We start from the raw sequence: 22,914 nt of genomic DNA on the forward strand, positions 1-22,914 counted from the left end.
TCCCTATGGTGGGGCCGCTTCGTCAGGAAACAGCAAGGCATGGGAGACATCGAATGCGGAAGGCCATTGTCGTCTGGGGCGGATTGAAGATCCATCAGCCGGAGGAATGCGCCGGCATTGTCGGCGAGATCCTTCGGGAGGACGGTTTTGCGGTCGAGATTACCGGCGATCTCGGGATTTTCGGCTCTGCCGGTATCGCCAACGCCGACCTGCTGGTGCCGATCATCACCGGCGAAAAGCTGGAAAGGGCGCATGCCAATGCGCTTGTCGAGGCGGTGCGCGGCGGGCTCGGGCTTGGCGGCCACCACGGGGCGCTTGCGACCTCCTTCAAGGAGAGTGCTGCCTTCCGTTATCTTGCAGGTGTTACCTGGGTGGCGCATCCGGGCAACATCATCGACTACCGCGTCAACGTCACTCGCCCCAACGACCCGGTGATGCAGGGCATAGCCGATTTCGACTACCGGTCTGAGCAGTATTACCTGCATTACGACCCGTCGGTCGAAATCCTCGCGACGACGACTTTTTCCGGCGAATATGACGAGGCGGTGCGCAATGTGACGATGCCCGTCGTGTTCAAGCGCCATTTCGGCAAGGGGCGAATCTTCTATTCGGCGCTTGGCCATGTAGCGGCGGAATTCGAACATCCGCAGATGCGCAGCATCCTGCGGCGCGGGCTTTCCTGGGCGGCGCGCGGCTGAGCCTAGAGAGCGAGGGTACGGCTTTCCTCGCGACCGTGGCCGATGATCTCGATACGGTCGGCAAAGATTTCGATGACGGCAAAGGTGTTTTCCGTCTGCGTATCGACCATGCCCTTGAAGTTGACGTACCAGGTGTTTCCGGCGCGGCCGAGATTGCCGACGTGGTTATGGCCGTTCAGATAGGCGATCACGTTGCCGGAGCGGGCGAAGAGATCGGTCAGCCGCTTGGCACCCCAGAGATTGTGCTCGTTTTCGGGGTAGAGCGGATAATGGCCCATGACCACGACCTTCTCGTCCGCAGCGCTTGCCCGCTCCAGCACCGCCTCCAGCCAGGCGAACTGCACGTCGCCGATGCCGCCGTTCCATTCCTTGGCGTTGATCGCGCCTTCGGCCAGCAACGTTTCCAGCCGCCGCTGCGCAAGCGTGTGCCGCGGATGGCCTTCCGGCGTCGAAAACAGGCTGATCTCGTTGCCGTCGATCACCACGAAGCGAAAGCCGCCGCGGGCAAAATCGTGCCAGGCGGCCGGCATGCCAAGCCGTTTGTGGACATCGCCGAGCTGCGCCGGCGCGACGAAGAAATCGTGGTTGCCCGGCATCAGAAAACTTTCGTGGCGCAGGCCCTGATAGACGGCAAGCACCGGATCGTAGCTCTCCCAGCCCCGGTCGATGAGATCGCCGAGCGTCACCACGAAGGAGAGATCCTCGCCGTTCAGCACGCCGATCGCCTGGCCCAGCTTATCGAGGCTGTTGGCGTAATAACGGTCCATCTCCAGCCATGGCGGCAGGTCGGCATATTGCGGATCGGCGATCACGCCGAAGCGGAGAAGCGGTTTTTCGTGGGGCATTTCGCGGAGTTAGTCGGTGGCTGTGACAGGCGTGTGACATGATCGGAACGGCGGCAGCCGGCCAGCATTTGAAACATCAGAGCAACAATTCGTCTGGTGACTTCACCGGCACCCCGAAAGGGAGGAAGTGCTTGAGGTTATGGGTGATGATCGTCAGCCCGCGAAGGCTCGCGGTTCCGGCGATCATGGCATCCGCCATGCCGGGACTATGACCGGCGGACATGGCCCGGGCTTCCAACCTGCCGGCTTCCAGCGCCGTCTCGGCATCGATTGGCAGGATGCGGTCACCATACCCTGCAATCAGCCCCTGCAGAAAAAGCTCGATGAGTGTCGCCTTCGAGGTGGCGCCCCTCCCTTCCAACAATCGAATGCCCTTTTCGATCTCATGGACGGTCACTGCGGACAGGTAGATCGTCTCAAGCTTTTCCTGCTCCTCGACCCAGCCGGCAAAAGCCGAAGAGGTGCCGGCCTTAGAGGGTGAAAACATCGAAACGGCATTGGTATCGAGAAGAAACGCCGTCACAGGTCGGCCTCACGGCTCGGTGCGGGATTTCTGGCGAAGACGTCGTCATCGATGTCGATATCAGCCGGAAAACTCCTGAGATACCGGACAAAGCTGGGACGATCCTTACGCAGCGCCTTCCTTGCCACCTCCGCGGCCTCGACGCTGACGATCACGGCTGCCGGCTTGCCGTGCCGGGTGATCGTCACGAATTCGCCCGCGGCCGCCTGATCGACGATACCGGAAAAGCCCGCCTTGGCATTCTTCAAACTAATTTCCGACAACTCAGCCTCCAAGTGGTCACTTGTGACTATTTTGGATCATTGCACCGGAAAATCAAGCGGGCCGGGAAAAGCCCATTCAAGCGATCACCGTTCCCTGATGAAAAACGATCTTCCAGCCGGTCGCAGTTCTCCTCCAGAACGTGGACCGCCGGCTGAGGCGGTCGGGCTCTTCCAGAATATACGACAGATGGTAGAGGTCGTCGGCGAGGCGGCTGATGGTGAAATCCCGGCAGAGCCAGTCGTGGGGCTCCGGCTCGCGGTATCGTTCGAGAAGGTTGGCGATGACGAATTCGCGTCGGTAGACTTTGCCGCTGGCGCCGATTTCCCAGAAGGCTTCATCGGTCATGGCTTCCAGCGCCTCGCGACTGGTGCCGAATTCGCGACGATGGAAGATCGGCTCACGGGCGGCCAGCTGCGCCAGGATCATCTCTATCGATTGCTCGTCCATGACCTGCTTTCCTCTGCTTTCCGTCCCGATGACGGAGTTCAAAAACAAAAAAACACCCGGCGCCTTGCGACACCGGGTGTTCTCGAAAAGACCGACGATAAGCCGTTCGATTACTTCGTGGCGGCTTCGTAGCGCTCGAGGACGTAGTCCCAGTTGATCAGGCTGTCGACGAAGGCTTCGAGGTATTTCGGGCGGGCGTTGCGGTAGTCGATGTAATAGGAATGTTCCCAGACGTCGACGCCGAGGATCGGCTCGGCACCGTGAACCAGCGGGTTCTCGCCGTTCGGGGTCTTGGAGATGACGAGCTTGCCGTCCTTGACCGAAACCCAGGCCCAGCCGGAGCCGAACTGGGTCGTGCCGGCAGCGATCAGGTCAGCCTTGAACTTGTCGTAGCCGCCGAGATCGGAGGCAACCGCCGCTTCGAGCTTGCCCGGCAGCTTGGTGCCGCCGCCGCCCTTCTTCATCCACTTCCAGAAATGGACGTGGTTGTAGTGCTGGGCGGCATTGTTGAAGAGGCCCTGGTTGGTGCCGAAGGACTTCTTGACGACTTCCTCGAGCGACAGATCGGCCATGCCGGCTTCGGCAGCGAGCTTGTTGCCGTTGTCGACATAAGCCTTGTGGTGCTTGTCGTGGTGGAATTCGAGCGTCTCTTTCGACATGAAGGGCGAAAGAGCTTCGTAGTCGTAGGGGAGTTCGGGAAGTTCGAAGGCCATTGGTCTACTCCTTGTTCGGCAGCTACCTGGGTTCGGCAGATACCTGGGCATAGCGTCGTGCGGGAACATAGGAGCGGAGGGGCCAAGAGGCAACGGTGAACTTACCAAAAATCAAGTCGATCGGGTGAAGAAGTTGCGAAATTTCGAGATACAAGAAACGGGCCAGATCACGATTCGGAGCCCGTTCGATGAAGACCACTTTTGCTCTTGCCGCCGCCCTCCTCGCATCCAGCGTCCCTGCCGCGCATGCCTCCTCGGACGACGCATGGTCCGGTTTCCAGGCCGAGGTCGCCAAGGCTTGCGTGACCGCTGCCAAGGGGCTGATCGAGAACGGCAAGGCGCTCGTCGATCCCTTCGGCAGCCAGAGCTACGGCCTCGCCGTCGTCTCCGGCAAGGCGGTCGGCGCCAAGGTGACGATCAGCACAATCTGCGCCTTCGACAAGAAAACCCGCAAGGCCGAGATCGGCGGCGAGATTTCCGCCGACACGCTGACGGTGAAGGCGGTGAAGTAGTTCGCGGCCGTGCCCGTCCGGCTCTCCGCCGGCATCAGGTGCAGGTCCAAATAGGATGCAATCCGTCGTGGGCTTGAGGCAACGTTACATCCAACCGTTGGAGTTCGTTCCATTTTTTCGAATGGCTGAGGGAATTCCTCCGGTTTACTCGGCGACAAGGCGGGAACCTTTCTTCGCGCCTGCGAATTGAAAGCGAACGCCCTTGGCAAAGAGGAGGCTGCATGTCGTTCGACTTCCTGACGTCCGATTTCCTGATCTTCGTCGCCATCGGCTTCTTCGCACAGATCGTCGACGGGGCTCTCGGCATGGCTTTCGGGGTGTTGACGACGACCAGCCTGCTTGCCATCGGCGTCGCGCCCGCGGCTGCAAGCGCCATGACCCACGTGACCGAGTGTTTCACCACAGCCGCCTCGGGATTGTCGCATCTCTATAACCGCAATGTCGATTGGCGGCTGGTGGCAAGGCTTGCACCGGCCGGCATGGTCGGCGGGGCGATCGGCGCCTATGTCCTGTCGAATATCGACGGCAAGGCGATCGAACCCTTCGTCTCTGCCTATCTGATCGCCGTCGGCCTGTTCATCCTCTACAAGGCCTTTCAACCGAAATTTCCGCGCGACGTGCGCGACTGGATCGTGCCCATTGTGGGCGGCGGGGGCGGGTTGCTCGATGCGATGGGCGGCGGCGGATGGGGGCCGATCGTGACGAGCTCGCTGCTCGGCCGCGGCCACGATCCCAAAAAGGTGATCGGCTCCACGAACCTGACCGAATTTTCCGTCACCACGGTGATTTCCGCGACTTTCATCGTGTCGCTCGGCTGGTCGGAACTCTCCTCCGCCCTCGGCCTCATCCTTGGCGGCATCCTGGCGGCGCCGATCGGCGCCTTCATCGTCCGCTACCTGCCGGTCAAACCCCTGATGATCGCCGTCTCGATGATCATCATCGGCACGGCTGCGGTCCGGCTTGTGTGAGGGAGCATGGCGGGACAGCAGACGCGGGATTGCCTGCAGCACCGTGCTTCCAACGGCAATAAAGCCGGCAGTGAAATAGCGCCCCTTACCCGATTGTGATAGGCTTGCCCGCGAACAGGAACCGACCGATGCGCCCGAACCGATCGATTACCATCTCCCTGCCGGAGGACATGGCCGAACTCGTCCAGAAGAAAGTTGCGTCCGGCGAATTTGCCGACGAGAGCGAGGTGGTCGCCGAAGGATTGCGGTATCTGGCCGATCATGATGCCGGAATAGAGACCTGGCTGCGGGACGAGGTCGTGCCGACCGTCACGGAGCATGATCCTTCCAAGGCAATTCCGATCAACGAAGTCCGGCGGCGCATCAACGCGCATATGGATGCGCGCGACAGAGACACGCGTCTTCCTCAAGCCTCGTCGCCGGGGGAGCGGGCCCAGTCCATGTAGAGTTCCAGCGCCTTGCGGGCGACCGGGCCTTCCTGGAGCTGGCGTTCCTCGAAGCGGTTGACCGGGACGATCTTGGAATAGTTGCCGGAGGTGAAAATCTCGTCGGCATCCATGAAATCCGCGACCGTCAACGTCGTCTCGCGCACGTCGAAACCGCCGCGGCGCAGGAGGTTGATGACACGCGCGCGGGTGATGCCGGCAAGGAAGGTGCCGTTGGCGATCGGGGTCATGATCACCCCGTCCTTGACCATGAAGATGTTCGAGGAGGCAGTCTCGGCGACATTGCCGTTCATGTCGCGGGCGAGCGCATTGTCGAAGCCGCGACCGCGGGCTTCCATGATCATGCGGCCGCTATTGGGATAAAGGCTGCCGGTCTTGGCGCCGGTCATCGCCACTTCCGGGTTGGGGCGGCGATAAGGCGAGACGGTGAGCGACGAGGGTTTGGCGGTCTGCATCGGCGCCTCGAACAGGCAGAGCGCGAAACGGGTCGATTCGGGATCGGCGGTGACGACGCTGTAGGGCATGCCGTGTTCCGACCAGTACATAGGCTTGATGTAGATCGCCGTCTTGCCATCGAATTTCTTGATGCCTTCCCAGGCGAGCGCCTCGATCTCCTCGGGCTGCATCACTGGCTTCATGCCCATGTTCGTGGCCGACCGGTTGACGCGCTGGCAATGCAGGTCGATGTCCGGGGCGATGCCATCGAACCAGCGGGCGCCGTCGAACACGGTGGAACCGAGCCACATGGCATGCGAGGTGGGGCCGATCAGCTTCGGATTGCCCTCCAGCCATTCGCCATCCACGAACGTCCAGGTGGTGGTGCGGGGGGCGGTGTTGACGGACATGGCGATCTCCTCGGTCATTCTCGGGGTCATTCTGGCGCTTCAAAATTGCGGGTGAGTGAAGTCCGGCGCCGCCGCCGAGGTCAAGCGATAATATGAAATGGATCATCACAAAAATTGATATTTTTGCCCATGGAGACCGAGGCGTCGGAGTGCCATGTTCCATCGAAACGAACACTTGAGGAAGACGCTCATGGCATGGTCGGCGGAGCAATATGTGAAATTCGAGGACGAGCGGACGCGGCCGGCGCGAGATCTTCTGGCGCAGGTACCGCTCGGCTCGGTTGCCCCTGCCTACGACCTCGGCTGCGGCCCGGGCAATTCGACGGAGCTGATCGCGGAGCGTTTCGGGGTTGCCCATGTCGCCGGCCTCGACAGCGACGACAACATGCTGGCGGCGGCCCGCAAGCGCCTGCCCGGCACGAAATTCACCAAGGCCGATCTGAATACCTGGGTCCCGGAAGAGCCGGCCGACCTGCTTTACGCCAATGCGGTCTTCCAGTGGGTGCCGGACCATATTTCGGTGCTCGCCCGGCTGATGGATCACCTGAGACCCGGCGGCGTGCTCGCGGTGCAGATGCCGGACAACCTCTCCGAACCCAGCCATGTGCTGATGGAGGAAACCGGTGCGGCCGGCCCGTGGAAGGCGGCCTTCGAAGGCGGCAGGGTGCGCCGCGCGGTGCTGCCGCCGCCTGGGGCGTATTTCGACCGGCTGATGCCGAAATCCGCCCGGATCGACGTCTGGCACACGGTCTATTACCACCCGCTCGCCAATGCGCCCGCGATCGTCGAATGGGTCAGGGCGACCGGGCTGCGGCCCTATCTCGACGCCGCCGGCCCTGCCCATGCGGAAGCCTTTGCGGCCGACTACACCGCCCGCATCGCCAGGGCCTATCCGCCAATGGCCGACGGACGGGTGCTGTTGCGCTTCCCGCGGTTCTTCATCATCGCGGTCAAGGCCTGAAGGGCGGCTTCAAGGAGTGCCCGGCGGCGGGGCCAGCGGGTTCTGCTGCTGGGGCGGCGTCGCTTCTATCCGGCCATTACCGGGGTCATTCATCCAACCGATACTCAATACACAGCCGATGAGGATCAACAGCACCGCGATAAAAAGCCAACGCATCAAATTCCTCCGCCGGCCATCAACCGGAATGCACCCGACCAAGGAAATCGCGGATCAGCGGTGCGACTTCGTCGAGATTGGTTTCCAGCAGCCAATGACCACCATCGAGAAGATGAAGTTCCGCCCTGGGCAGGTCGCGCAGGAAGGCGCGGGCGGATTTTTCCGGCATGTAGCCGTCCTGCGGCCCCCAGACGATCAGGGTGGGCGGCTGGCGGTCGCGCAGATATTGCTGATAACGCGGAAACCAGGCGACATTCTCGCGCAGCCCGGCGATGACATCGACGGCGATCTGCCGCCGCCGTTCGTCCATCAGCGCCCAGTGCAGTTTCCACAGGTCCGGCGAGATGCGCTCGGCGATCTCCGGCCGGACCTCGTTGAGAAACTCTTCCCTGAAACCCTCCTCGCTGACAGCGCCTGCAATCGTGCGGCGGCCTTCCTCGGTCGGGTTGCGCCAGAACTCCTGCAGGCCGGCATATTTGGGGCCGAGCGCATCCTCGTAGATATCGCCGTTCTGGACGATCAGCGCGGCGATCTTCTCGGGCCGCCGGATCGCCAGGCGAAGACCGATCTGCGAACCGAAATCGTGGAGGTAGAGCGCGAACCGATCGAGCCCCAGCGTCTGCGTGAACGTATCGAGGAAATCGGCAAAACCGTCGAAATCGTAGGCAAAGGCCGAGGGCGTGTCGGTATAGCCCGAACCCGGAAAATCCGGCGCGACCAGATGCCAGCGGTCAGCAAGCCGCGGCATCAACTCGCGGAATTCATAGGACGAGCACGGATAGCCGTGCGGCAGCAGAAGCACGGGCGCACCGACCCTGCCCGCCTCCCGGTAAAACACCTTCATGCCTTTGAGATCGAGCCACTTGTGTCTCGCCCGCATCCGATCTGGTGGGGCTTCGGTGGTCATATCCATGATCATCGCTCCTTGAACCGTCAGCTCTTCAAGAATGGTTCATGCTGGAAATGTTCCGTGACCATTTCGTGGCACCCGGCCGACTTTCCTCCCGCGGGCAGTGCCGGAAGGCCTCCTGCCTTCGTGGCCCGGGCCTCGGCCGCAGCGCAGCAAGACGGTTGACTCAGGCCTGATCGGCTTGCACTCTCGGACCTTGCCGTTTTGTCGTCCTGCCCGAAAAGCCGTTCGAAGCCATGCCGAAACAATCCACATTGTCGCTGACGCAGGATCTGGTCGATCTCTGTTTCCGCGAGGAAGCAGACCCTGGCCCACCCGCCACCTGGGAGCCGCTGACCGACGACGACTACATTCAGATCGCCGATCGCCTGGCGGCGGAAATCGGCGAGGATCCGCTCTGGGTCTTCGCCTATGGCTCGCTGATCTGGAAGCCGGGCTTCGACAGCATCGCCTGCCAGCGGGCCGCCGCGTTCGGCTGGCATCGCTCCTTTTCGCTAAGGATCGAGCGCGGCCGGGGCTCGCCGACACAGCCGGGGCTGATGATGATGCTGTCGCGCGGCGGCCGCTGCGACGGGGTGATCTACCGGGTCGCCGACGACGACAAGCGCGTCCAGATCGAAAAAGCCCTGCGCCGCGAAGTCAGCCATCGCGACAGCCTCACTTCGTTCCGCTGGCTGCCGGTCCGTACCCAGGCCGGCGAGACCGTGCGGGCGCTGACCTTCTGGGTCGGCGGCACGAGCAAGCGCATCATCCGGCCGCTGCTGCCGCTCGACGAGGTCGCAAAGGTTCTGGCGCGCGCCTGCGGGCATCGGGGATCGTGTGCCGAATATCTCTACAATACCGTCGTGCATCTCGCCGAATTCGGCATCCAGGACCGTAATCTCTGGCGGCTGCAGGAAATGGTGGCGAAGGAGATCCGCGGGATGCACGTGCGGGAGAAGGTGGAAGCGGTCGGGGCGTGAGGCGGGAAACGGGAGAGGTCGTGCCGTGTCAGCCCCCCTCTGCCCTGCCGGGCATCTCCCCCACAGGTGGGGAGATTGGCTGGGAGCGCCGGCGTCTCCCAAGAAAGAGACGCTACTATTCCGCGCAGGGTCAATATTGGGCGAAGGTCGAGCCGCATGTGATCTCCCCACCCGTGGGGGAGATGGCCGGCAGGCCAGAGGGGGGCGATCTTGCTCGGCAGGAAATCATGCCAACATAAACCGATTGCAAAAAGCAATCGGCTGAGTTATCCATAAACCAGTTTCACTTCGCAATCGGTTATGGGAGGCCGTCATGCGTCCGGTTCTGTATTCGCATCCATTCTCGTCCTACTGCCAGAAGGTGCTCACCGCGCTCTATGAGAACGGCACCGAGTTCGACACCCGCATGCTCGGGCCGGAGGATCCTTCGGCCTATGAAGACCTCTGCAGCATGTGGCCGGTGAAGCGCTTCCCGGTCCTGCTCGACGGGGAGAAACGGGTCTTCGAATCGTCGATCGTCATCGAATATCTGGATCTTCATTATCCCGGCCCGGTGAAGCTGATCCCCGACGATGCGGATGCGGCGCTCGATGTGCGGATGATGGATCGCTTCTTTGACAACTACATTTCCACCCCACAGCAAAAGGTGGTCTTCAACGCCATCCGGCCGGAAGAGCACCGCGATCCATACGGCGTGCAGGAAGCGCGCGGCATGCTGGATGCCGCCTATGGCTGGCTGGACGAACGGATGGCGGGTCGGGAATGGGCGGCGGCCGATGCGTTCAGCCTCGCCGATTGCGCCGCGGCGCCTGCCCTCTTCTACGCGGACTGGACGCACCGGATCGGCGAGCAGTTCGCCCATGTGCGGGCCTATCGCAGCCGGCTGCTCGCCCGGCCGTCTTTTGCGCGTGCGGTGGACGAGGCCCGGCCCTACCGCTCGTTCTTCCCCCTCGGCGCACCGGACAGGGACTGACAGGTCGGCGGCGCGTCTATCCGGCTACCGATCCGGCCCAGCGTGCCCCGCAACGCTTAGAACGTGCTCTCGGTCGCCAGGACGTGACCGTTCATGGCAGCCCAGATCATCCGTACCTCGCGGCGAAGCACGGCGCTGGGACGAACGCCGCCGTTGCCATAGTTCTTATATTTGTCGCGGTAAGCTGCAATAAAGACTTCGACGGCTTCTACGACTTCCGCGTGCTGTTCCACGCGGCGGCGCAGCGCTTCCTTCTCCGCATGAAGGATTTCGAAGCTCTGGACGATGAGCCGCAGGTCTTCCAGCGGCACGTTCACGTGTGGGTACTCCGACGAATCGGCAATTACCTCCGCCCGCAGACGGGCGATGATGTCGTTCAGTTGGTCACTCATGCCGGGATTCTCCTGAACCCGGGATTTGGGTACGGAAATCGGCTAAAGCAAGGCGAATCTGTGGCATAGAAGACACGTTTGCCGATCAACACGACCGGAGCGATCTCTTAAAGTCGTGCCGCGAGGAAATCTATATAGGTGCGGATGCGCAGGGCGAGGTGCTCGTGGCCGGCATAAACGGCATGGATTTCCTCGATGTCCTCCGGGTTGAAATCCTCCAGAACCGGTACGAGCCGGCCGGCCTCGATATCTGGCTCCACATGGAAACGCCCGACGCGGCCGATGCCGAGGTGATCCAGGCAGAACTGACGGATGATCGAGCCGTTGCTCGCCTTCAGGTTCCCGGAAACCGGCAACAGCTCCCGGCTGCCGGTTTTCGGATCACGAAAAGGCCAGCCTTCGACCGCCCGCCGGAAATTGAAATTGATGCAGTTGTGATGGATAAGCTCGGCCGGCATCTTCGGGACACCGTGACGCTCCAGATAACCCGGCGAGGCGATCACCACCTGGCGGCTCGCGCCGAGCTTTCGCGCCATCAGGGACGAGTTGCGCATCGGCCCGTGGCGGATGGCGATATCGACCCGCTCGCGGATCAAATCGACGATGTCGTCGGTCAGCGTGATATCGAGCTGCACATCCGGGAAAAGCTGCTGGAATTCGCAGGTCAGCGGCAGGACATACCGTTCTCCGAAACCGACCGAAGCGTTAATCGACAGCGGCCCGCGCGGCAGCGTCCGGCCACCGCCGGAGACCATCTCTTCCGTATCGGCGATCTCGGCCAGGATGCGCTGCGCCCGCGCCAGATAGGTCTCCCCCTCCGGCGTCAGCTGCAGCATGCGGGTGGAACGGACCACGAGGCGGGTGCCGAGCCGATCCTCCAGCCGGGTCACGAGCTTGCTGACCGCGGACGGGGAGAGCTTCAGCTTTCGCCCCGCGGCGGAAAAGCTCTTGAGCTCGGCTGCCAGAGCAAAGACTTCCATTTCGCCGGCGCGGTTGTCCATTCCTCATCACCTGTGACTTCAATTCACAAATGATTATCCGCTTGTGCGGCTACACACGCAAGTCCGGGACGACGATATTGCAGTGCAGAAGGCCTCCTTGTCACCCAGGGCCCCCTCATCCGCCTGCCGGCACCTTCTCCCCGCTGGGGAGAAGAGGAGATGTCGTGACCGTATCCGTTCCTCTTGGCCCTCGTGGAAAAGAAGATCGGACCTGTTCGCGACTATTCCTCCGCGCTGAGGGCGAGATGTGAACGGGACCGTGCGGCATGCCTCTTCTCCCCTCGGGGAGAAGGTGCCGGCAGGCGGATGAGGGGGCTTCACCAACGATCATCAATTCCTTCCTCCCAAGGACAAGGACCCAAGCCAATGCCTCTCGCTCTCTACGCGCTGACGGCCGGTGCCTTTGGCATCGGGGTCACCGAATTCGTCATCATGGGCCTGCTGATCGACGTCAGCAAAGATCTCGGCGTGTCGATCTCGGCCGCCGGCCTGCTGATCTCCGGTTATGCACTCGGCGTCGTCGCCGGCGCGCCCATTCTCGGCATGCTGACCGGCAAATGGCCGCGCAAGACCCTGCTGATGAGCCTGATGGTGGTGTTCACCGTCGGCAACCTCGCCTGTGCGCTGGCACCCGACTACTGGACGCTGATGGCGGCACGGGTGCTGACCGCATTCGCGCATGCCTCGTTCTTCGGCGTCGGCTCTGTGGTCGCCACCAGCCTCGTCGCCCCGAACAAAAAGGCTTCGGCCATCGCCATCATGTTCACCGGCCTGACAGTCGCCAACATTCTCGGCGTGCCCTTCGGCACCTGGCTCGGCCAGGCCTTCGGCTGGCGCTCGACCTTCTTTGCGGTCACCCTGATCGGCATCGTGGCTCTCGCCGTCATCGCGCTCTTCGTTCCGAAGGACAAGGCCGCGGACAATCAGGAGGAAAGCTCGCAGGGCGCGCTTGCCGTGCTCGGCCGCCGCTCGGTTCTGCTCGGGCTTCTGATCACCGTGCTGAGCTGGGTCGGCGTGTTTGCGGGCTTCACCTATATCGCCCCGATCCTCACGCAGATCACCGGCTTTTCGGAAGCCGCGGTCTCGCCGATCCTGCTCGTTTTCGGCGGCGGCCTGGTGATCGGCAACCTTGCCGGCGGCTGGCTTGCCGACCGTCATCTGGTGCCGACCATCGTCGCCAGCCTGATTGCGCTCTCCGTCGTGCTGCTGGTGCTGACGGCCGCGATCCATCAGCCGGTGCTGGCCGTCATCGCCATCGGCCTGTTCGGCGCAGCAGCCTTCGCCACCGTCTCGCCGCTGCAGATCTGGGTGCTGCAGAAGGCCGAAGGTGCCGGCCAAGGGCTTGCCTCGTCGTTCAACATCGCCGCCTTCAATCTCGGCAATGCGATCGGCGCCTGGCTCGGCGGCGTGGTCATCGACCATGGTCCCGGTCTCGGCTCGGTCACCCTGATCGCCGGCCTGGTGCCGCTTGCAGCGCTTGCCGTCGCCCTCTTCGCCATCCGTCTCGACAAGCGCGAAACCGCCGTCAGCGGCAATCCCGCCCTCTCCTGCCCGGCCGAATAACCTTCGCATCCAAGGAACATGATCATGGAATACCGCAATCTCGGACAATCCGGCCTCAGGGTGCCGGTCCTAAGCTTCGGAGCCGGCACGTTCGGCGGCTCCGGCCCGCTGTTCAGCCACTGGGGTACGACCGACGTCGAAGAAGCCCGTCGCCTCGTCGACATCTGCCTCGAGGCCGGCGTCAACCTGTTCGACACGGCCGACGTCTATTCGGCCGGTGCTTCGGAAGAGGTGCTGGGTGAGGCGATCAAGGGCCGGCGGGGCGAGGTGCTGATCTCCACCAAGGCCAGCCTGCCGACCGGCGACGGGCCGAACGACTGGGGCTCGTCGCGATCCCGCCTGATCGGCGCGGTGGATGCGGCCCTGAAGCGGCTCGGCACCGATCATATCGATATCTTCCAGCTGCATGCCTTCGATGCCTCCACGCCTGTCGAAGAGGTCGTCTCGACGCTCGACCAGCTCGTGAAGGATGGCAAGCTGCGTTACATCGGCGTCTCGAACTTCTCCGGCTGGCAGATCATGAAGTCGCTCGCCGCCGCCGAGAAACATGGCTGGACGCGTTATGTCGTGAACCAGGTCTATTATTCGCTGGTCGGCCGCGACTACGAATGGGACCTGATGCCATTGGGACAGGACCAGGGGCTTGGCGCGCTCGTCTGGAGCCCACTCGGCTGGGGACGCCTCACCGGCAAGATCAGCCGCGGTAAGCCGCTTCCGGAAGGCAGCCGTCTGCACGAGACGGCGGATTTCGGCCCGCCCGTCGAAGACGAGCTGCTCTACCGCGTCGTAGATGCGTTGCAGGTGGTGGCCGACGAGACGGGCAAGACGGTGCCGCAGGTGGCGATCAACTGGCTCGTCAGCCGACCGACCGTCTCCTCGATAATCATAGGCGCCCGCAACGAGGAGCAGCTTCGCCAGAATCTGGGGGCCGTCGGCTGGTCGCTGACTGCGGAACAGATCGGCGGGCTGGATGCGGCCAGCGCCGTCACAGCCCCCTACCCGCATTTCCCTTATCGGCGCCAGGAAGGTTTTGCCCGCCTCAACCCGCCGCTTGCTGGCTGACGCCTGCTGAAATCAGGGTGGTTGATCCGTCACAGAATCGGTCCATGTAATACGGGCCTCATTTGGCCCGGCCGTATGCCGGGCTTCCCCACAGGAGTTCCATATGTTCACAGTCAGCGCCAACGGCGCCAACATTCCCGCCCTCGGTTTCGGCACCTTCCGCATGCCTGACGAAGACGTCGCCCGCGTGCTGCCGGAGGCCCTGAAGCTGGGCTTCCGCCATGTCGATACCGCACAGATCTACAAGAACGAGGCGGCCGTCGGCGATGTGCTTTCGAAATCCGGCATCCCCCGCGCCGATATCTTTCTCACCACCAAGGTCTGGGTCGACCGCGTCGGCCATGCCGCCTTCGTCGCCTCGGTCGACGAGAGCCTCGCCAAGCTGAAGACCGACTATGTCGACCTGCTTCTCCTCCACTGGCCGCAGAGCGAAATGCCGCTCGCCGACCGCATGGGCGCGCTGAACGAGCTCAAGAAGGCCGGCAAGGTGAAGAATATCGGCGTCTCCAATTTTTCCGTCGCGCTGATCGCCGAAGCGGTGAAGCTTTCGGATGCGCCGCTTGCCACCAACCAGGTGGAATACCATCCCTATCTCGACCAGACGAAGGTTCTGGCCGAAGTCGCCAGGCACGGCATGTCGCTGACCGCCTATTACCTGATGGCGAACGGCGCGGTGCCGGGCGACGCGGTGCTGAAGGATATCGGCGCCAAGCACGGCAAGACGGCCGCGCAGGTGACGCTGCGCTGGGCGATCCAGCAGAAGGACGTGATCGCGCTTTCCAAGACCGCGACGGTTTCCCGCCTGCCGGAAAACTTCGACGTGTTCGATTTCGCGCTGTCTGAGGACGAAATGCAGGCGATCCACGCCCTCGCCAAGCCGACCGGCCGCATCGTCAGCCCGGGCCATCTGGCCCCGGAATGGGATCTTTGAGGATTATCTTCTCCCCAGCGGGGAGAAGGTGGCCCGGAGGGCCGGATGAGGGGGGCGAAGCCACATTCTGGCTCAAACATTACGGTTCGCGTGTTCGTCGCTGTAATCGATCCAGTGGATCGATTACTCCGGCTTCGCCGGACCGCTCCTCATCCCCCTCATCGCCTCGCTTATGCTCGGCACTTCTCCCCGCCGGGGAGAAGAGGGAGCAAGCCGCGGCCTCCGCGAGAAAACGGGAGGCCTTCCTTGGTCACAGCCAGCCTTTCCGCTTGAAATACATGTACGGCAGGGCCATCGAGACGATCATCATGACGATCGCCATGTGGTAGCCGTAGTGCCATTGCAGCTCCGGCTGGTTGGCGAAGTTCATGCCGTAGATCGAGGCGACCAGGGTCGGCGGCAGGAAGACTACCGAGGCGACCGAAAAGATCTTGATGATCTGGTTCTGTTCGAGATTGATCAGCCCGAGCGTTGCATCGAGCAGGAAATTAATCTTGCCGGACAGGAAAGCGGAGTGATCGCCGAGCGAGGTGGCGTCCCGTTGCAGCAGTTTCAGGCGCTGGCGCAGTTCCTTCGACAGCTTGCGGTCGACGCCGTCGAGGGCTGCGTAATAGGCAACGACCCGGGAGACGCTGACGAGGCTTTCGCGCACGACGGTGATGAACTCGCCCTTCTGGCCGACCTCGCGGATGAGGTCCTGCAGGTCGCGGGTTTTCTTGTTGGCCTTGGCGGCCTTGGTCGAAAAGACTTCCTGGGAAATCTGGTCGATCTCGGTGCCGAGCCGTTCCAGCGTGTCGGCCATGCGGTCGATGATCGCCTCGATCAGTCCGGTCATGATCAGTTCGCCGTAACCGCAATGCAGGCCGGCACCGTTCGGCTTGCGGGCACGCGCCATGAAGGCATCGAAGGGGCGCGGCTCGGCATAACGCACGGTGACCAGGACCTGGCCCTTGACGATGAAGGTGACGGGGACCTTCCGCGGCGTGCCGGCGTCGGGCCTGGTCAGCACCGTCATCGTCATGAACTCGGCGCCGTCCTCCTGGTAGAGGCGGGCGGAGAGTTCGATATCCTCCATCTCGTCCATGGTCGGCACGGTGATGCCGACGCGCTCGCCGACGATGCGTTCCTCGTCGGGCGTCGGGCTGACGAGGTCGTACCAGACGACTGCAGGGGTTGCGGGGGCGGGCGTGACCGGTGCCGACGGATCAGTAGCGACCGGCGCTACGGCAACGGCCGGCACGTCGGAAGCGACGGAAACAAGGCGATCAAGGTCGTAGGCATGGATGCGCAGCATGACGGCTCCTTTTTCGGACCATCGGTCCCTTCGGAGCGCGCATCCTTTCAAGCAAGGACTAGAGCCCCGGAGGAACGGGTCGGTATGATGACGTCGAACTTCGACTGTCGGGGTTCATCTCAATTGTCCTTTGAAAGAGCGGCGCCCGGTCGGGCGTCACTTCGCTTTTGGAAATGTGCCTTAGAGGATGAAAAGTCAATGGCTTTTCTGTCGCAGCCGAGCCGAAAACAACTGCCGCCGCTTCGGGCCGGATAACCGGCAAACCGAGCGATCGGCCGGGTCATCTGGTGATCCGGAAGCCGACCGGCTTTTCCGCGAGCGTTGCCGGTTGTCGCTCCGCACCGGAGACGGACGCGCCGGGCGGGCCGTGCCGGAAACGCTCGAGCATTTGCGCTATGCCGGCGGGCGATCCCGCGAGCAAAGCAAGGACGGAACCATCCGGCTCGTTGCGGACCCAGCCCGTCAAGCCCAGCTGCTCCGCCTCCTCACGGGTCCAGGCACGGAAACCGACGCCTTGCACCCTTCCCGTTATCCGCACCATGGCGGCCTCGTCATCATCGGACATGGCAACCTCCCATCTTGGGTTACTCTCATTGACATGGAGAGTGCGAAACCGAGGACAAGCCTGCAAGGGTGCCGACGGTATCCGATCGGCTCCTCGCCGGCCTCATTGCCTTAGATGACAAAAAAAGCCGCCGGCCTCGCGGCCGACGGCTTGGAAAAGTCGAAGGATGCAGATCAGACGAACTGCGACAGGCCCGGGACCGAAGCGATGACCGTATCGACGACCTCGTCGCCGGCGTGTTCGCGGGCGACCGCCATGGTCTCCTTGGCAAGGCCGGTGATCTCGCCCATGCCGAGACCCTGGCTCATCAGCTGCTGGCCGAGCGCCATGACGCCGCCGCCGAAGCTTGCCATCAGGCCGCCGAGGAGACCGCCGCCGCCGGCACCTTCGCCGTTGAACTTGGCGACCAGTTCGGAAGCGCCGGGGATCGCCTCGATCATCTTGGCAACCGCGCCGTCATCGGCCTCGCGCTGCAGGAAACCGAGCATCATGCCGATCGCCTTTTCGGCGACGTCAGGGGCAATGCCGACATTCTCGGCAACGCGGGAAACCAGTTCGTTCATCAATCTCTCTCCTGAAGGTTTTGACGTTCACGTCAAGGTAATACACACAGTCTTAGCCGAAGCCAACAGGGAGCGTGAAGCATCTCCAGGCTTCATGTTTCGCCGGAACTCTCGCCCACCGTATCGGCCATGTAGGCGCCGCGGGCGCCCAAGGGCACCGGCGTGCCGGTGGTCGAATCGCGGGCCGTCTGGTGTTCGAGTTCGGCATTGATCTCGGCACCGACGATGACGATGATGACCGATATCCATGTCCAGACCATGAAACCGATCAGCGCGCCGAGCGTGCCGTAGGTGGCGTTGTAGTCGGCAATATTCCCCAGATAGAAGGAAACCGCAATCGAGGCGGCGAGCCATGCGACGGTCGAGAATGCCGCACCCCAGGTGAGCCACTTGAGTTTGGCCGGTTCGCGGCTCGGGCCGAAGCGGTAGAGCATCATGATCCCGCCGGCCACGAACAGCATCATCACCGGCCAGCGCGCCAGCCGGATGATGATTTCCGTGAAGCGGTCGAGCCAGAGATAACGCAGCACCGCCGGCACGACGCCCATCGCAAACAGGATGACGATCGCCAGCAAAAGCGCGCCGAGCGTGAAGAGAAGCGAGATGAGGTTGAGGCGGACGATGCTGCGCTTTTCCTCTTCCGCATAAGCGACGTTCATTGCCTCGAACAGCGCCTTCATGCCGTTGTTGGCGCTCCACAGCGCCAGCGCCAGACCGCCGATCAGGGCGATCGACAGCGTCGTGTTGCGCTCCGACGTCAGCGCCCGCAACTGCTCAAGAAAGATGTTGAGGCCGTCCGCCGGCATGACCGAGCTCAGGAACGCGATGCGGTCGACGATCGCCGAGGGATCCGCGACGAAACCGTAAAGGGATACGAGTGCGCTTGCCGCCGGGAACAGTGCCAGCAGCAGATAATAGGTGACGCCCGCGGCGATCAGCATGATGCGGTCCTTGGTGACACCGGCATAGACGCGCCAGAAGACGTCCTTCAGGCCCGGGGAGGGAATCTCCTCCGGAGCGTCGGCCTCACGGCCCCTGTCGGTTTCCAATGCGGCCGCCCTTTCGCCGGTCGTCATGCCTACCCAGCCTTCCCTCGCAAGCGGGCGCGGGCCGATCTCGTTGCCGTTGCCCGGCGCCTCCGCACATCCTATAAGCAGTTGCCACAGAACGCGGTCAGGGAGCGCATAGTTGCATGGACAATACGGGAAAGCTCTTCATCGGCGGCAGCCGCAAGCCGGACGATTCGCTCAACAAGGCTGAATATCTGGAACTGAAGTTCGGCAATCGCCATGGTCTCGTCACCGGCGCCACCGGCACCGGCAAGACGGTGACCCTGCAGGTTCTCGCCGAAGGTTTTTCGAAGGCCGGCGTGCCCGTGTTCGCCGCCGACATCAAGGGCGACCTGTCCGGCATCGCCCTGAAGGGAGAGCCTAAGGATTTTCTCCTGAAGCGCGCCGAGCAGATCGGCTTTGCGGACTATGATTTCGAGCAGTTCCCGGTGATCTTCTGGGATCTGTTCGGCGAAAAGGGCCACCGGGTGCGCACCACCATCGCCGAGATGGGGCCGCTCTTGCTGTCGCGCCTGATGGATGCATCCGAGCCGCAGGAAGGCGTCATCAACATCGCCTTCAAGATCGCCGACAAGGCGAACCTGCCGCTGCTCGACCTCAAGGATTTCGCCTCGCTGCTGAATTACATGGCCGAGAACGCCAGCGAGCTGTCGAGCCAGTTCGGGCTGATCTCGAAGAGCTCCGTCGCCTCGATCCAGCGCGGACTGCTGGTGCTGGAACAGCAGGGTGCCGAGCATTTCTTCGGCGAACCGGCACTGAAGATTTCAGACATCATGCGGACCAACCCGAACACCGGTTACGGGCAGATCTCGGTGCTTGCCGCCGACAAGCTGATGATGAACCCCAGGCTCTACGCGACCTTCCTTCTGTGGCTGCTCTCGGAACTGTTCGAGGAACTGCCGGAAGTGGGCGATCCGGAACAGCCGAAGCTGGTGTTCTTCTTCGACGAGGCGCATCTGCTCTTCAACGACGCGCCAAAGGTGCTGACCGAGCGCGTCGAACAGGTGGTGCGCCTGATCCGCTCCAAGGGCGTCGGCGTCTATTTCGTCACCCAGAACCCGCTCGACGTGCCGGAAACCGTGCTCGCGCAGCTCGGTAACCGGGTGCAGCACGCGCTGCGCGCCTATACGCCGCGCGAGCAGAAGGCGGTGAAGACGGCAGCCGACACGTTCCGCCCCAACCCCGATTTCGATTGCGCCACGGCGATCACCAATCTCGGCACCGGCGAGGCGCTGGTCTCGACGCTCGAAGGCAAGGGTGCGCCTTCCATCGTGGAACGCACGCTGGTGCGCCCGCCCTCCGGCCGCATCGGCCCGCTTTCCGACCAGGAGCGGCAGATGATCCTCGACAAGAGCCCGGTGCTCGGCCTCTATGACGAGGATATGGACCGCGAATCCGCCTTCGAAATCCTCGCCGCACGCGCCAAGCAGGCTGCCGATGCGGCCGCTGCCAGAAAGGCGCAGGACGAGCTGCAATCCGCCCCGCCCGCGGGTTCCGGCGAAACGACCGGCTGGACCCTGCCGGGCTTCGGCGGCAGCAAGGACGACGACAACGACCAGGGCCGCGCCCAACCGCGCCGCTCCGGCTACCAGCGCGAGACGATCATCGAAGCGGCGATGAAGAGCGTGACCCGGACGGTTGCGACACAGGTCGGCCGAGCGATCGTGCGGGGGATATTGGGGAGCTTGAAGCGGTAGGGTTACGAGGCGGACGGGTAGATTACAGAATACGATCATAGACCTTCGACTGGGTTTACCCCCCTCTGCCCTGCCGGGCAGAGGGGGGCGGCGCGCCGAAGCGGGCGACGCTTGGCACCTACTCCGGTCTCAGCGCTTGCGCACGAACTCCGTCCGCAGCACCAGTCCCTTGATCGCCTCATGCCGGCAATCGATTTCTTCGGGGTTGTCGGTCAGCTTGATCGACTTGATGACCGTGCCCTGCTTCAGGGTCTGGCCGGCGCCCTTGACCTTGAGGTCCTTGATCAGGGTGACGGAATCGCCGTCCTTGAGGACGGTTCCGGAGGCGTCGCGAACCTCGGCGGCACCGGCACCTGCGGCAGCGGCCAATTCGGAGGCCGGGCGCCAGTCGCCGGTCGCTTCGTCATAGACGTATTCGTCGTCATCGCCAGCCATCGGCGTCTCTCCTGAAAATCAACAATTCGCCAGTCGGCGATGGCCGCTTATAACAGCCGAACCGTCCCGGGCAAGCTCCGCGGCGATAAGCCGGCCTGGTATGGTCCGGTTGCATTCGCCTGAGTGCGATGGTATTTCGCCAATGTGCTTTTCAAGAGAAAGGAGGATCACGTGCACAATTTCTATTTCCGGTATTACCGGACGCGTGGTCCCGTCGACGCCCTGCAAATGCGTTTGCAGGGCTGACCAGAGGCCGTTTCTCTTAAAATACACCTTCCTGGTCTGCCCTTCGTGGTCCGCAGCGCCGAGCGCCCGCTCGTGCATAGCTGCGATTTCCGAACACGCTGCAAATTGTGCATGACATCGACGATGGCCGCGAGTGCCCGCGATGTCCTGTGTCTGCAAGCCAAGACCAGAGAATAACAATGAGCCTCATCAACCTCCGCAATCTCGGAATCACCCTGTCCAGTCCGCTGTTTTCCGGGCTCAACCTCAGCGTCAACGCCGGCGACCGGATCGGCATCGTCGCGGCCAACGGGCGCGGCAAGTCCACGCTCTTGAGATGCATCGCCGGCACGCTCGATGCGAGCGAGGGCGAGATCACCAGAAGCCGGGGACTGACGATCGGCATGGTGGAGCAGAACGTGCCCCCCGGCCTGATGCAGGCGAGTTTTCGCGAAGCCGTGCTCCAGGCGCTTCCGGCCGACCAGATTGACAGCGAAAGCTGGCGCGCCGATGTCGCGCTCGAAGGGATGGACGTGCCGGAGGAGTTGCGTGAGCGGCCGCTTGCGGCGCTGAGCGGCGGCTGGCAGAGGCTGGCGCTGATCGCGCGGGCCTGGGTGACGGAACCGGATGCATTGCTGCTCGACGAGCCGACCAACCATCTCGATCTTGCCAAGATCGCACTTCTGGAAGACTGGCTAAACGCGCTGCCCCGCGACATGCCGGTGATCCTGTCGAGCCACGACCGCGCCTTCCTCGACACTGTGACCAACCGCACGCTTTTCCTGCGGCCGGAGAATTCTCAAAGCTTCTCCCTCCCCTATTCCCGAGCCCGGGCAGCGCTCGACGAGGCGGATGCGGCGGATGCGAAGCGCTACGAACGCGACATGAAGACGGCCGACCAGCTGCGCCGGCAGGCGGCGAAGCTGAAGAATATCGGCATCAACTCGGGCAGCGACCTGCTGGTCGTCAAGACGAAGCAGCTGAAGGAACGCGCCGAGAAGCTGGAGGATACGGCCAAGCCGGCGCATCTGGAACGCTCGGCCGGCGCCATCCGCCTCGCCAATCGCGGTACCCATGCCAAGGTGCTGGTGACGCTGGAGGATGCGGCGGTAACGACGCCGGACGGCACGCTTCTATTCAAGACCGGCAAGCAGTTCATCTGCCAGGGCGACAGGATCGTGCTGCTCGGCCGCAACGGAACCGGCAAGACGCGGCTGGTGACGATGCTGCGCCGGGCGATCGCCAAGCCTTCCGTGACAATCGCCGGCATCAAGACGACGCCGACGCTGATCCTCGGCTACGGCGACCAGTCGCTCGCCGATCTCGACGACCGGCAGACGCCGCACGAAACGATCATCCACCGGTTCGACATCGGCGACCAGAAGGCGCGCTCGCTGCTCGCCGGCATCGGCGTCACGGTGGAGATGCAGGCGCGGCCGGTGGCAGAGCTTTCGGGCGGGCAGAAGGCGCGGCTCGGCCTTTTGGCGCTGCGGCTGCGCGAGCCGAATTTCTACCTGCTCGACGAACCGACCAACCATCTCGATATCGACGGGCAGGAGGCGCTGGAAAGCGAGCTGATGGCGCACCAGGCAAGCTGCCTGCTTGTCTCTCACGACCGCAGTTTCGTGCGCGCCGTCGGCACGCGGTTCTGGCTGGTGGAAGGCCGGCGGCTGGTCGAGGTGGAGGGGCCGGAGAGCTTCTTTACGGCGAGCCGCGGCTGACTCGATGGAATTGCTTCTTACCCTTTTCCCCGCTCGCGGTAGGGCGATAGCATGTGAGGGGACGACGGTGCGTGGAGCCCCTCCCCCTTGTGGGGAGGGGTTGGGGAGGGGCCTTCAACCAGTATAAAAACCCCGCCCGCCTGCCGGCCACCCTCCCCACAAGGGGGAGGGT

27 protein-coding genes are annotated in these 22,914 nt (G+C 63.0%); 12 read left to right on the plus strand and 15 right to left on the minus strand.

Features of this window, described 5'->3' with window-relative positions; translation table 11 throughout:
• Nucleotides 1–53: 53 nt before the first annotated feature.
• Nucleotides 54–698, plus strand: coding sequence for a ThuA domain-containing protein (locus tag C5J26_RS30220; RefSeq protein WP_105405129.1), 645 nt, complete (start codon nucleotides 54–56; stop codon nucleotides 696–698).
• 2 nt (nucleotides 699–700) lie between these two features.
• Here C5J26_RS30220 and C5J26_RS30225 read toward each other — a convergent pair whose 3' ends face one another.
• The 5 genes from C5J26_RS30225 to C5J26_RS30245 form a co-directional block, all read right to left on the minus strand.
• Entirely contained in the window at nucleotides 701–1,543 is an 843-nt protein-coding gene (locus tag C5J26_RS30225; RefSeq protein ID WP_105405130.1) for a metallophosphoesterase, read from the minus strand.
• A 76-nt stretch (nucleotides 1,544–1,619) separates the two neighbouring features.
• The gene (locus C5J26_RS30230; protein ID WP_105405131.1) at nucleotides 1,620–2,066 is read right to left on the minus strand and encodes a type II toxin-antitoxin system VapC family toxin; all 447 of its coding nucleotides are present in this window, start codon (nucleotides 2,064–2,066) and stop codon (nucleotides 1,620–1,622) included.
• Nucleotides 2,063–2,329, minus strand: a complete 267-nt coding sequence (locus tag C5J26_RS30235) for a type II toxin-antitoxin system Phd/YefM family antitoxin (protein ID WP_105405132.1) — start codon at nucleotides 2,327–2,329, stop codon at nucleotides 2,063–2,065. The genes C5J26_RS30230 and C5J26_RS30235 overlap by 4 nt, the downstream gene beginning before the upstream one ends.
• A gap of 76 nt (nucleotides 2,330–2,405) precedes the next feature.
• Nucleotides 2,406–2,777, minus strand: coding sequence for a DUF4440 domain-containing protein (locus tag C5J26_RS30240; protein WP_105405133.1), 372 nt, complete (start codon nucleotides 2,775–2,777; stop codon nucleotides 2,406–2,408).
• A gap of 110 nt (nucleotides 2,778–2,887) precedes the next feature.
• A complete protein-coding gene (locus tag C5J26_RS30245) occupies nucleotides 2,888–3,490 on the minus strand; it encodes a superoxide dismutase (RefSeq protein WP_046607192.1) in 603 nt (200 codons plus the stop codon).
• A 188-nt stretch (nucleotides 3,491–3,678) separates the two neighbouring features.
• On the opposite strand from C5J26_RS30245, the gene C5J26_RS30250 reads away from it, so the two are divergent.
• The 3 genes from C5J26_RS30250 (at nucleotide 3,679) to C5J26_RS30260 (ending at nucleotide 5,416) form a co-directional block, all read left to right on the plus strand.
• Nucleotides 3,679–4,002, plus strand: a complete 324-nt coding sequence (locus tag C5J26_RS30250; protein WP_105405134.1) for a hypothetical protein — start codon at nucleotides 3,679–3,681, stop codon at nucleotides 4,000–4,002.
• A gap of 236 nt (nucleotides 4,003–4,238) precedes the next feature.
• Nucleotides 4,239–4,970, plus strand: coding sequence for a sulfite exporter TauE/SafE family protein (locus C5J26_RS30255; protein ID WP_105405153.1), 732 nt, complete (start codon nucleotides 4,239–4,241; stop codon nucleotides 4,968–4,970).
• A 128-nt stretch (nucleotides 4,971–5,098) separates the two neighbouring features.
• Nucleotides 5,099–5,416, plus strand: coding sequence for a type II toxin-antitoxin system ParD family antitoxin (locus C5J26_RS30260; protein WP_245441332.1), 318 nt, complete (start codon nucleotides 5,099–5,101; stop codon nucleotides 5,414–5,416).
• Here the strand turns inward: C5J26_RS30260 and C5J26_RS30265 are convergent.
• Nucleotides 5,377–6,261: a branched-chain amino acid aminotransferase gene (locus C5J26_RS30265; protein WP_105405154.1), complete on the minus strand. Its 885-nt coding sequence runs from the start codon at nucleotides 6,259–6,261 to the stop codon at nucleotides 5,377–5,379. The genes C5J26_RS30260 and C5J26_RS30265 overlap by 40 nt on opposite strands.
• Nucleotides 6,262–6,451: 190 nt before the next feature.
• On the opposite strand from C5J26_RS30265, the gene tam reads away from it, so the two are divergent.
• Complete coding sequence (gene tam / locus C5J26_RS30270; RefSeq protein WP_105405135.1) at nucleotides 6,452–7,222, plus strand: trans-aconitate 2-methyltransferase; 771 nt, start codon at nucleotides 6,452–6,454, stop codon at nucleotides 7,220–7,222.
• Nucleotides 7,223–7,231: 9 nt separating this feature from the next.
• Here the strand turns inward: tam and C5J26_RS32995 are convergent, their stop codons facing one another.
• Both C5J26_RS32995 and C5J26_RS30275 read right to left on the minus strand, forming a co-directional pair.
• Complete coding sequence (locus C5J26_RS32995) at nucleotides 7,232–7,378, minus strand: hypothetical protein (protein ID WP_172717276.1); 147 nt, start codon at nucleotides 7,376–7,378, stop codon at nucleotides 7,232–7,234.
• A gap of 19 nt (nucleotides 7,379–7,397) precedes the next feature.
• Nucleotides 7,398–8,291, minus strand: a complete 894-nt coding sequence (locus C5J26_RS30275; protein WP_371681966.1) for an alpha/beta fold hydrolase — start codon at nucleotides 8,289–8,291, stop codon at nucleotides 7,398–7,400.
• A gap of 233 nt (nucleotides 8,292–8,524) precedes the next feature.
• Between C5J26_RS30275 and C5J26_RS30280 the strand changes: the two genes are divergently transcribed.
• Complete coding sequence (locus C5J26_RS30280; protein ID WP_105405136.1) at nucleotides 8,525–9,250, plus strand: gamma-glutamylcyclotransferase; 726 nt, start codon at nucleotides 8,525–8,527, stop codon at nucleotides 9,248–9,250.
• A 313-nt stretch (nucleotides 9,251–9,563) separates the two neighbouring features.
• Nucleotides 9,564–10,223: a glutathione S-transferase family protein gene (locus tag C5J26_RS30290; protein WP_105405137.1), complete on the plus strand. Its 660-nt coding sequence runs from the start codon at nucleotides 9,564–9,566 to the stop codon at nucleotides 10,221–10,223.
• A 56-nt stretch (nucleotides 10,224–10,279) separates the two neighbouring features.
• On the opposite strand, the gene C5J26_RS30295 is transcribed toward C5J26_RS30290, so the two are convergent.
• A complete protein-coding gene (locus tag C5J26_RS30295) occupies nucleotides 10,280–10,615 on the minus strand; it encodes a hypothetical protein (protein ID WP_105405138.1) in 336 nt (111 codons plus the stop codon).
• 107 nt (nucleotides 10,616–10,722) lie between these two features.
• Entirely contained in the window at nucleotides 10,723–11,616 is an 894-nt protein-coding gene (locus C5J26_RS30300) for a LysR family transcriptional regulator (RefSeq protein WP_105405139.1), read from the minus strand.
• A 366-nt stretch (nucleotides 11,617–11,982) separates the two neighbouring features.
• On the opposite strand from C5J26_RS30300, the gene C5J26_RS30305 reads away from it, so the two are divergent.
• The 3 genes from C5J26_RS30305 to C5J26_RS30315 all read left to right on the plus strand — a co-directional run bounded on the left by C5J26_RS30305 (nucleotide 11,983) and on the right by C5J26_RS30315 (nucleotide 15,172).
• Nucleotides 11,983–13,179, plus strand: a complete 1,197-nt coding sequence (locus tag C5J26_RS30305; RefSeq protein ID WP_105405140.1) for an MFS transporter — start codon at nucleotides 11,983–11,985, stop codon at nucleotides 13,177–13,179.
• Nucleotides 13,180–13,203: 24 nt separating this feature from the next.
• Nucleotides 13,204–14,241: an aldo/keto reductase gene (locus tag C5J26_RS30310; protein ID WP_105405141.1), complete on the plus strand. Its 1,038-nt coding sequence runs from the start codon at nucleotides 13,204–13,206 to the stop codon at nucleotides 14,239–14,241.
• A 103-nt stretch (nucleotides 14,242–14,344) separates the two neighbouring features.
• Nucleotides 14,345–15,172 carry an aldo/keto reductase gene (locus tag C5J26_RS30315; protein ID WP_105405142.1) on the plus strand — a complete coding sequence of 276 codons (828 nt, stop codon included), beginning with the start codon at nucleotides 14,345–14,347 and terminating at the stop codon, nucleotides 15,170–15,172.
• Between the two features lie 250 nt (nucleotides 15,173–15,422).
• Here C5J26_RS30315 and C5J26_RS30320 read toward each other — a convergent pair whose 3' ends face one another.
• The 4 genes from C5J26_RS30320 to C5J26_RS30335 all read right to left on the minus strand — a co-directional run bounded on the left by C5J26_RS30320 (nucleotide 15,423) and on the right by C5J26_RS30335 (nucleotide 18,670).
• The gene (locus tag C5J26_RS30320) at nucleotides 15,423–16,466 is read right to left on the minus strand and encodes a magnesium transporter CorA family protein (RefSeq protein WP_105405143.1); all 1,044 of its coding nucleotides are present in this window, start codon (nucleotides 16,464–16,466) and stop codon (nucleotides 15,423–15,425) included.
• A gap of 280 nt (nucleotides 16,467–16,746) precedes the next feature.
• A complete protein-coding gene (locus tag C5J26_RS30325; protein ID WP_105405144.1) occupies nucleotides 16,747–17,031 on the minus strand; it encodes an acylphosphatase in 285 nt (94 codons plus the stop codon).
• A gap of 173 nt (nucleotides 17,032–17,204) precedes the next feature.
• Nucleotides 17,205–17,594: a hypothetical protein gene (locus C5J26_RS30330; RefSeq protein ID WP_007764435.1), complete on the minus strand. Its 390-nt coding sequence runs from the start codon at nucleotides 17,592–17,594 to the stop codon at nucleotides 17,205–17,207.
• Nucleotides 17,595–17,686: 92 nt separating this feature from the next.
• Nucleotides 17,687–18,670 (minus strand): YihY/virulence factor BrkB family protein, encoded by a 984-nt coding sequence (locus tag C5J26_RS30335; RefSeq protein ID WP_105405145.1) that lies wholly within the window; start codon nucleotides 18,668–18,670, stop codon nucleotides 17,687–17,689.
• Nucleotides 18,671–18,786: 116 nt separating this feature from the next.
• Here C5J26_RS30335 and C5J26_RS30340 point away from each other — a divergent pair, with 116 nt between their 5' ends.
• The gene (locus tag C5J26_RS30340; protein WP_105405146.1) at nucleotides 18,787–20,361 is read left to right on the plus strand and encodes a helicase HerA-like C-terminal domain-containing protein; all 1,575 of its coding nucleotides are present in this window, start codon (nucleotides 18,787–18,789) and stop codon (nucleotides 20,359–20,361) included.
• A 129-nt stretch (nucleotides 20,362–20,490) separates the two neighbouring features.
• Here the strand turns inward: C5J26_RS30340 and C5J26_RS30345 are convergent, their stop codons facing one another.
• Complete coding sequence (locus C5J26_RS30345; RefSeq protein ID WP_046631329.1) at nucleotides 20,491–20,796, minus strand: alkylphosphonate utilization protein; 306 nt, start codon at nucleotides 20,794–20,796, stop codon at nucleotides 20,491–20,493.
• Between the two features lie 425 nt (nucleotides 20,797–21,221).
• On the opposite strand from C5J26_RS30345, the gene C5J26_RS30355 reads away from it, so the two are divergent.
• Entirely contained in the window at nucleotides 21,222–22,742 is a 1,521-nt protein-coding gene (locus C5J26_RS30355; protein ID WP_105405148.1) for an ABC-F family ATP-binding cassette domain-containing protein, read from the plus strand.
• Nucleotides 22,743–22,914 lie beyond the last annotated feature (172 nt).

Source organism: Neorhizobium sp. T7_12 (assembly GCF_002968535.1).
Lineage (GTDB): Bacteria > Pseudomonadota > Alphaproteobacteria > Rhizobiales > Rhizobiaceae > Neorhizobium > Neorhizobium tomejilense.

Excerpts from the sequence above, each read along its gene's own strand:
- C5J26_RS30220 (WP_105405129.1), top strand. The coding sequence starts at position 54 with ATGCGGAAGGCCATTGTCGTCTGGGGCGGATTGAAGATCCATCAGCCG.
- C5J26_RS30225 (WP_105405130.1), bottom strand. The coding sequence starts at position 1,543 with ATGCCCCACGAAAAACCGCTTCTCCGCTTCGGCGTGATCGCCGATCCG.
- C5J26_RS30240 (WP_105405133.1), bottom strand. The coding sequence starts at position 2,777 with ATGGACGAGCAATCGATAGAGATGATCCTGGCGCAGCTGGCCGCCCGT.
- C5J26_RS30245 (WP_046607192.1), bottom strand. The coding sequence starts at position 3,490 with ATGGCCTTCGAACTTCCCGAACTCCCCTACGACTACGAAGCTCTTTCG.
- C5J26_RS30250 (WP_105405134.1), top strand. The coding sequence starts at position 3,679 with ATGAAGACCACTTTTGCTCTTGCCGCCGCCCTCCTCGCATCCAGCGTC.
- C5J26_RS30260 (WP_245441332.1), top strand. The coding sequence starts at position 5,099 with ATGCGCCCGAACCGATCGATTACCATCTCCCTGCCGGAGGACATGGCC.
- C5J26_RS30265 (WP_105405154.1), bottom strand. The coding sequence starts at position 6,261 with ATGTCCGTCAACACCGCCCCCCGCACCACCACCTGGACGTTCGTGGAT.
- tam (WP_105405135.1), top strand. The coding sequence starts at position 6,452 with ATGGCATGGTCGGCGGAGCAATATGTGAAATTCGAGGACGAGCGGACG.
- C5J26_RS32995 (WP_172717276.1), bottom strand. The coding sequence starts at position 7,378 with ATGCGTTGGCTTTTTATCGCGGTGCTGTTGATCCTCATCGGCTGTGTA.
- C5J26_RS30275 (WP_371681966.1), bottom strand. The coding sequence starts at position 8,291 with ATGGATATGACCACCGAAGCCCCACCAGATCGGATGCGGGCGAGACAC.
- C5J26_RS30280 (WP_105405136.1), top strand. The coding sequence starts at position 8,525 with ATGCCGAAACAATCCACATTGTCGCTGACGCAGGATCTGGTCGATCTC.
- C5J26_RS30290 (WP_105405137.1), top strand. The coding sequence starts at position 9,564 with ATGCGTCCGGTTCTGTATTCGCATCCATTCTCGTCCTACTGCCAGAAG.
- C5J26_RS30295 (WP_105405138.1), bottom strand. The coding sequence starts at position 10,615 with ATGAGTGACCAACTGAACGACATCATCGCCCGTCTGCGGGCGGAGGTA.
- C5J26_RS30300 (WP_105405139.1), bottom strand. The coding sequence starts at position 11,616 with ATGGACAACCGCGCCGGCGAAATGGAAGTCTTTGCTCTGGCAGCCGAG.
- C5J26_RS30305 (WP_105405140.1), top strand. The coding sequence starts at position 11,983 with ATGCCTCTCGCTCTCTACGCGCTGACGGCCGGTGCCTTTGGCATCGGG.
- C5J26_RS30310 (WP_105405141.1), top strand. The coding sequence starts at position 13,204 with ATGGAATACCGCAATCTCGGACAATCCGGCCTCAGGGTGCCGGTCCTA.
- C5J26_RS30315 (WP_105405142.1), top strand. The coding sequence starts at position 14,345 with ATGTTCACAGTCAGCGCCAACGGCGCCAACATTCCCGCCCTCGGTTTC.
- C5J26_RS30320 (WP_105405143.1), bottom strand. The coding sequence starts at position 16,466 with ATGCTGCGCATCCATGCCTACGACCTTGATCGCCTTGTTTCCGTCGCT.
- C5J26_RS30325 (WP_105405144.1), bottom strand. The coding sequence starts at position 17,031 with ATGTCCGATGATGACGAGGCCGCCATGGTGCGGATAACGGGAAGGGTG.
- C5J26_RS30330 (WP_007764435.1), bottom strand. The coding sequence starts at position 17,594 with ATGAACGAACTGGTTTCCCGCGTTGCCGAGAATGTCGGCATTGCCCCT.
- C5J26_RS30335 (WP_105405145.1), bottom strand. The coding sequence starts at position 18,670 with ATGACGACCGGCGAAAGGGCGGCCGCATTGGAAACCGACAGGGGCCGT.
- C5J26_RS30340 (WP_105405146.1), top strand. The coding sequence starts at position 18,787 with ATGGACAATACGGGAAAGCTCTTCATCGGCGGCAGCCGCAAGCCGGAC.
- C5J26_RS30345 (WP_046631329.1), bottom strand. The coding sequence starts at position 20,796 with ATGGCTGGCGATGACGACGAATACGTCTATGACGAAGCGACCGGCGAC.
- C5J26_RS30355 (WP_105405148.1), top strand. The coding sequence starts at position 21,222 with ATGAGCCTCATCAACCTCCGCAATCTCGGAATCACCCTGTCCAGTCCG.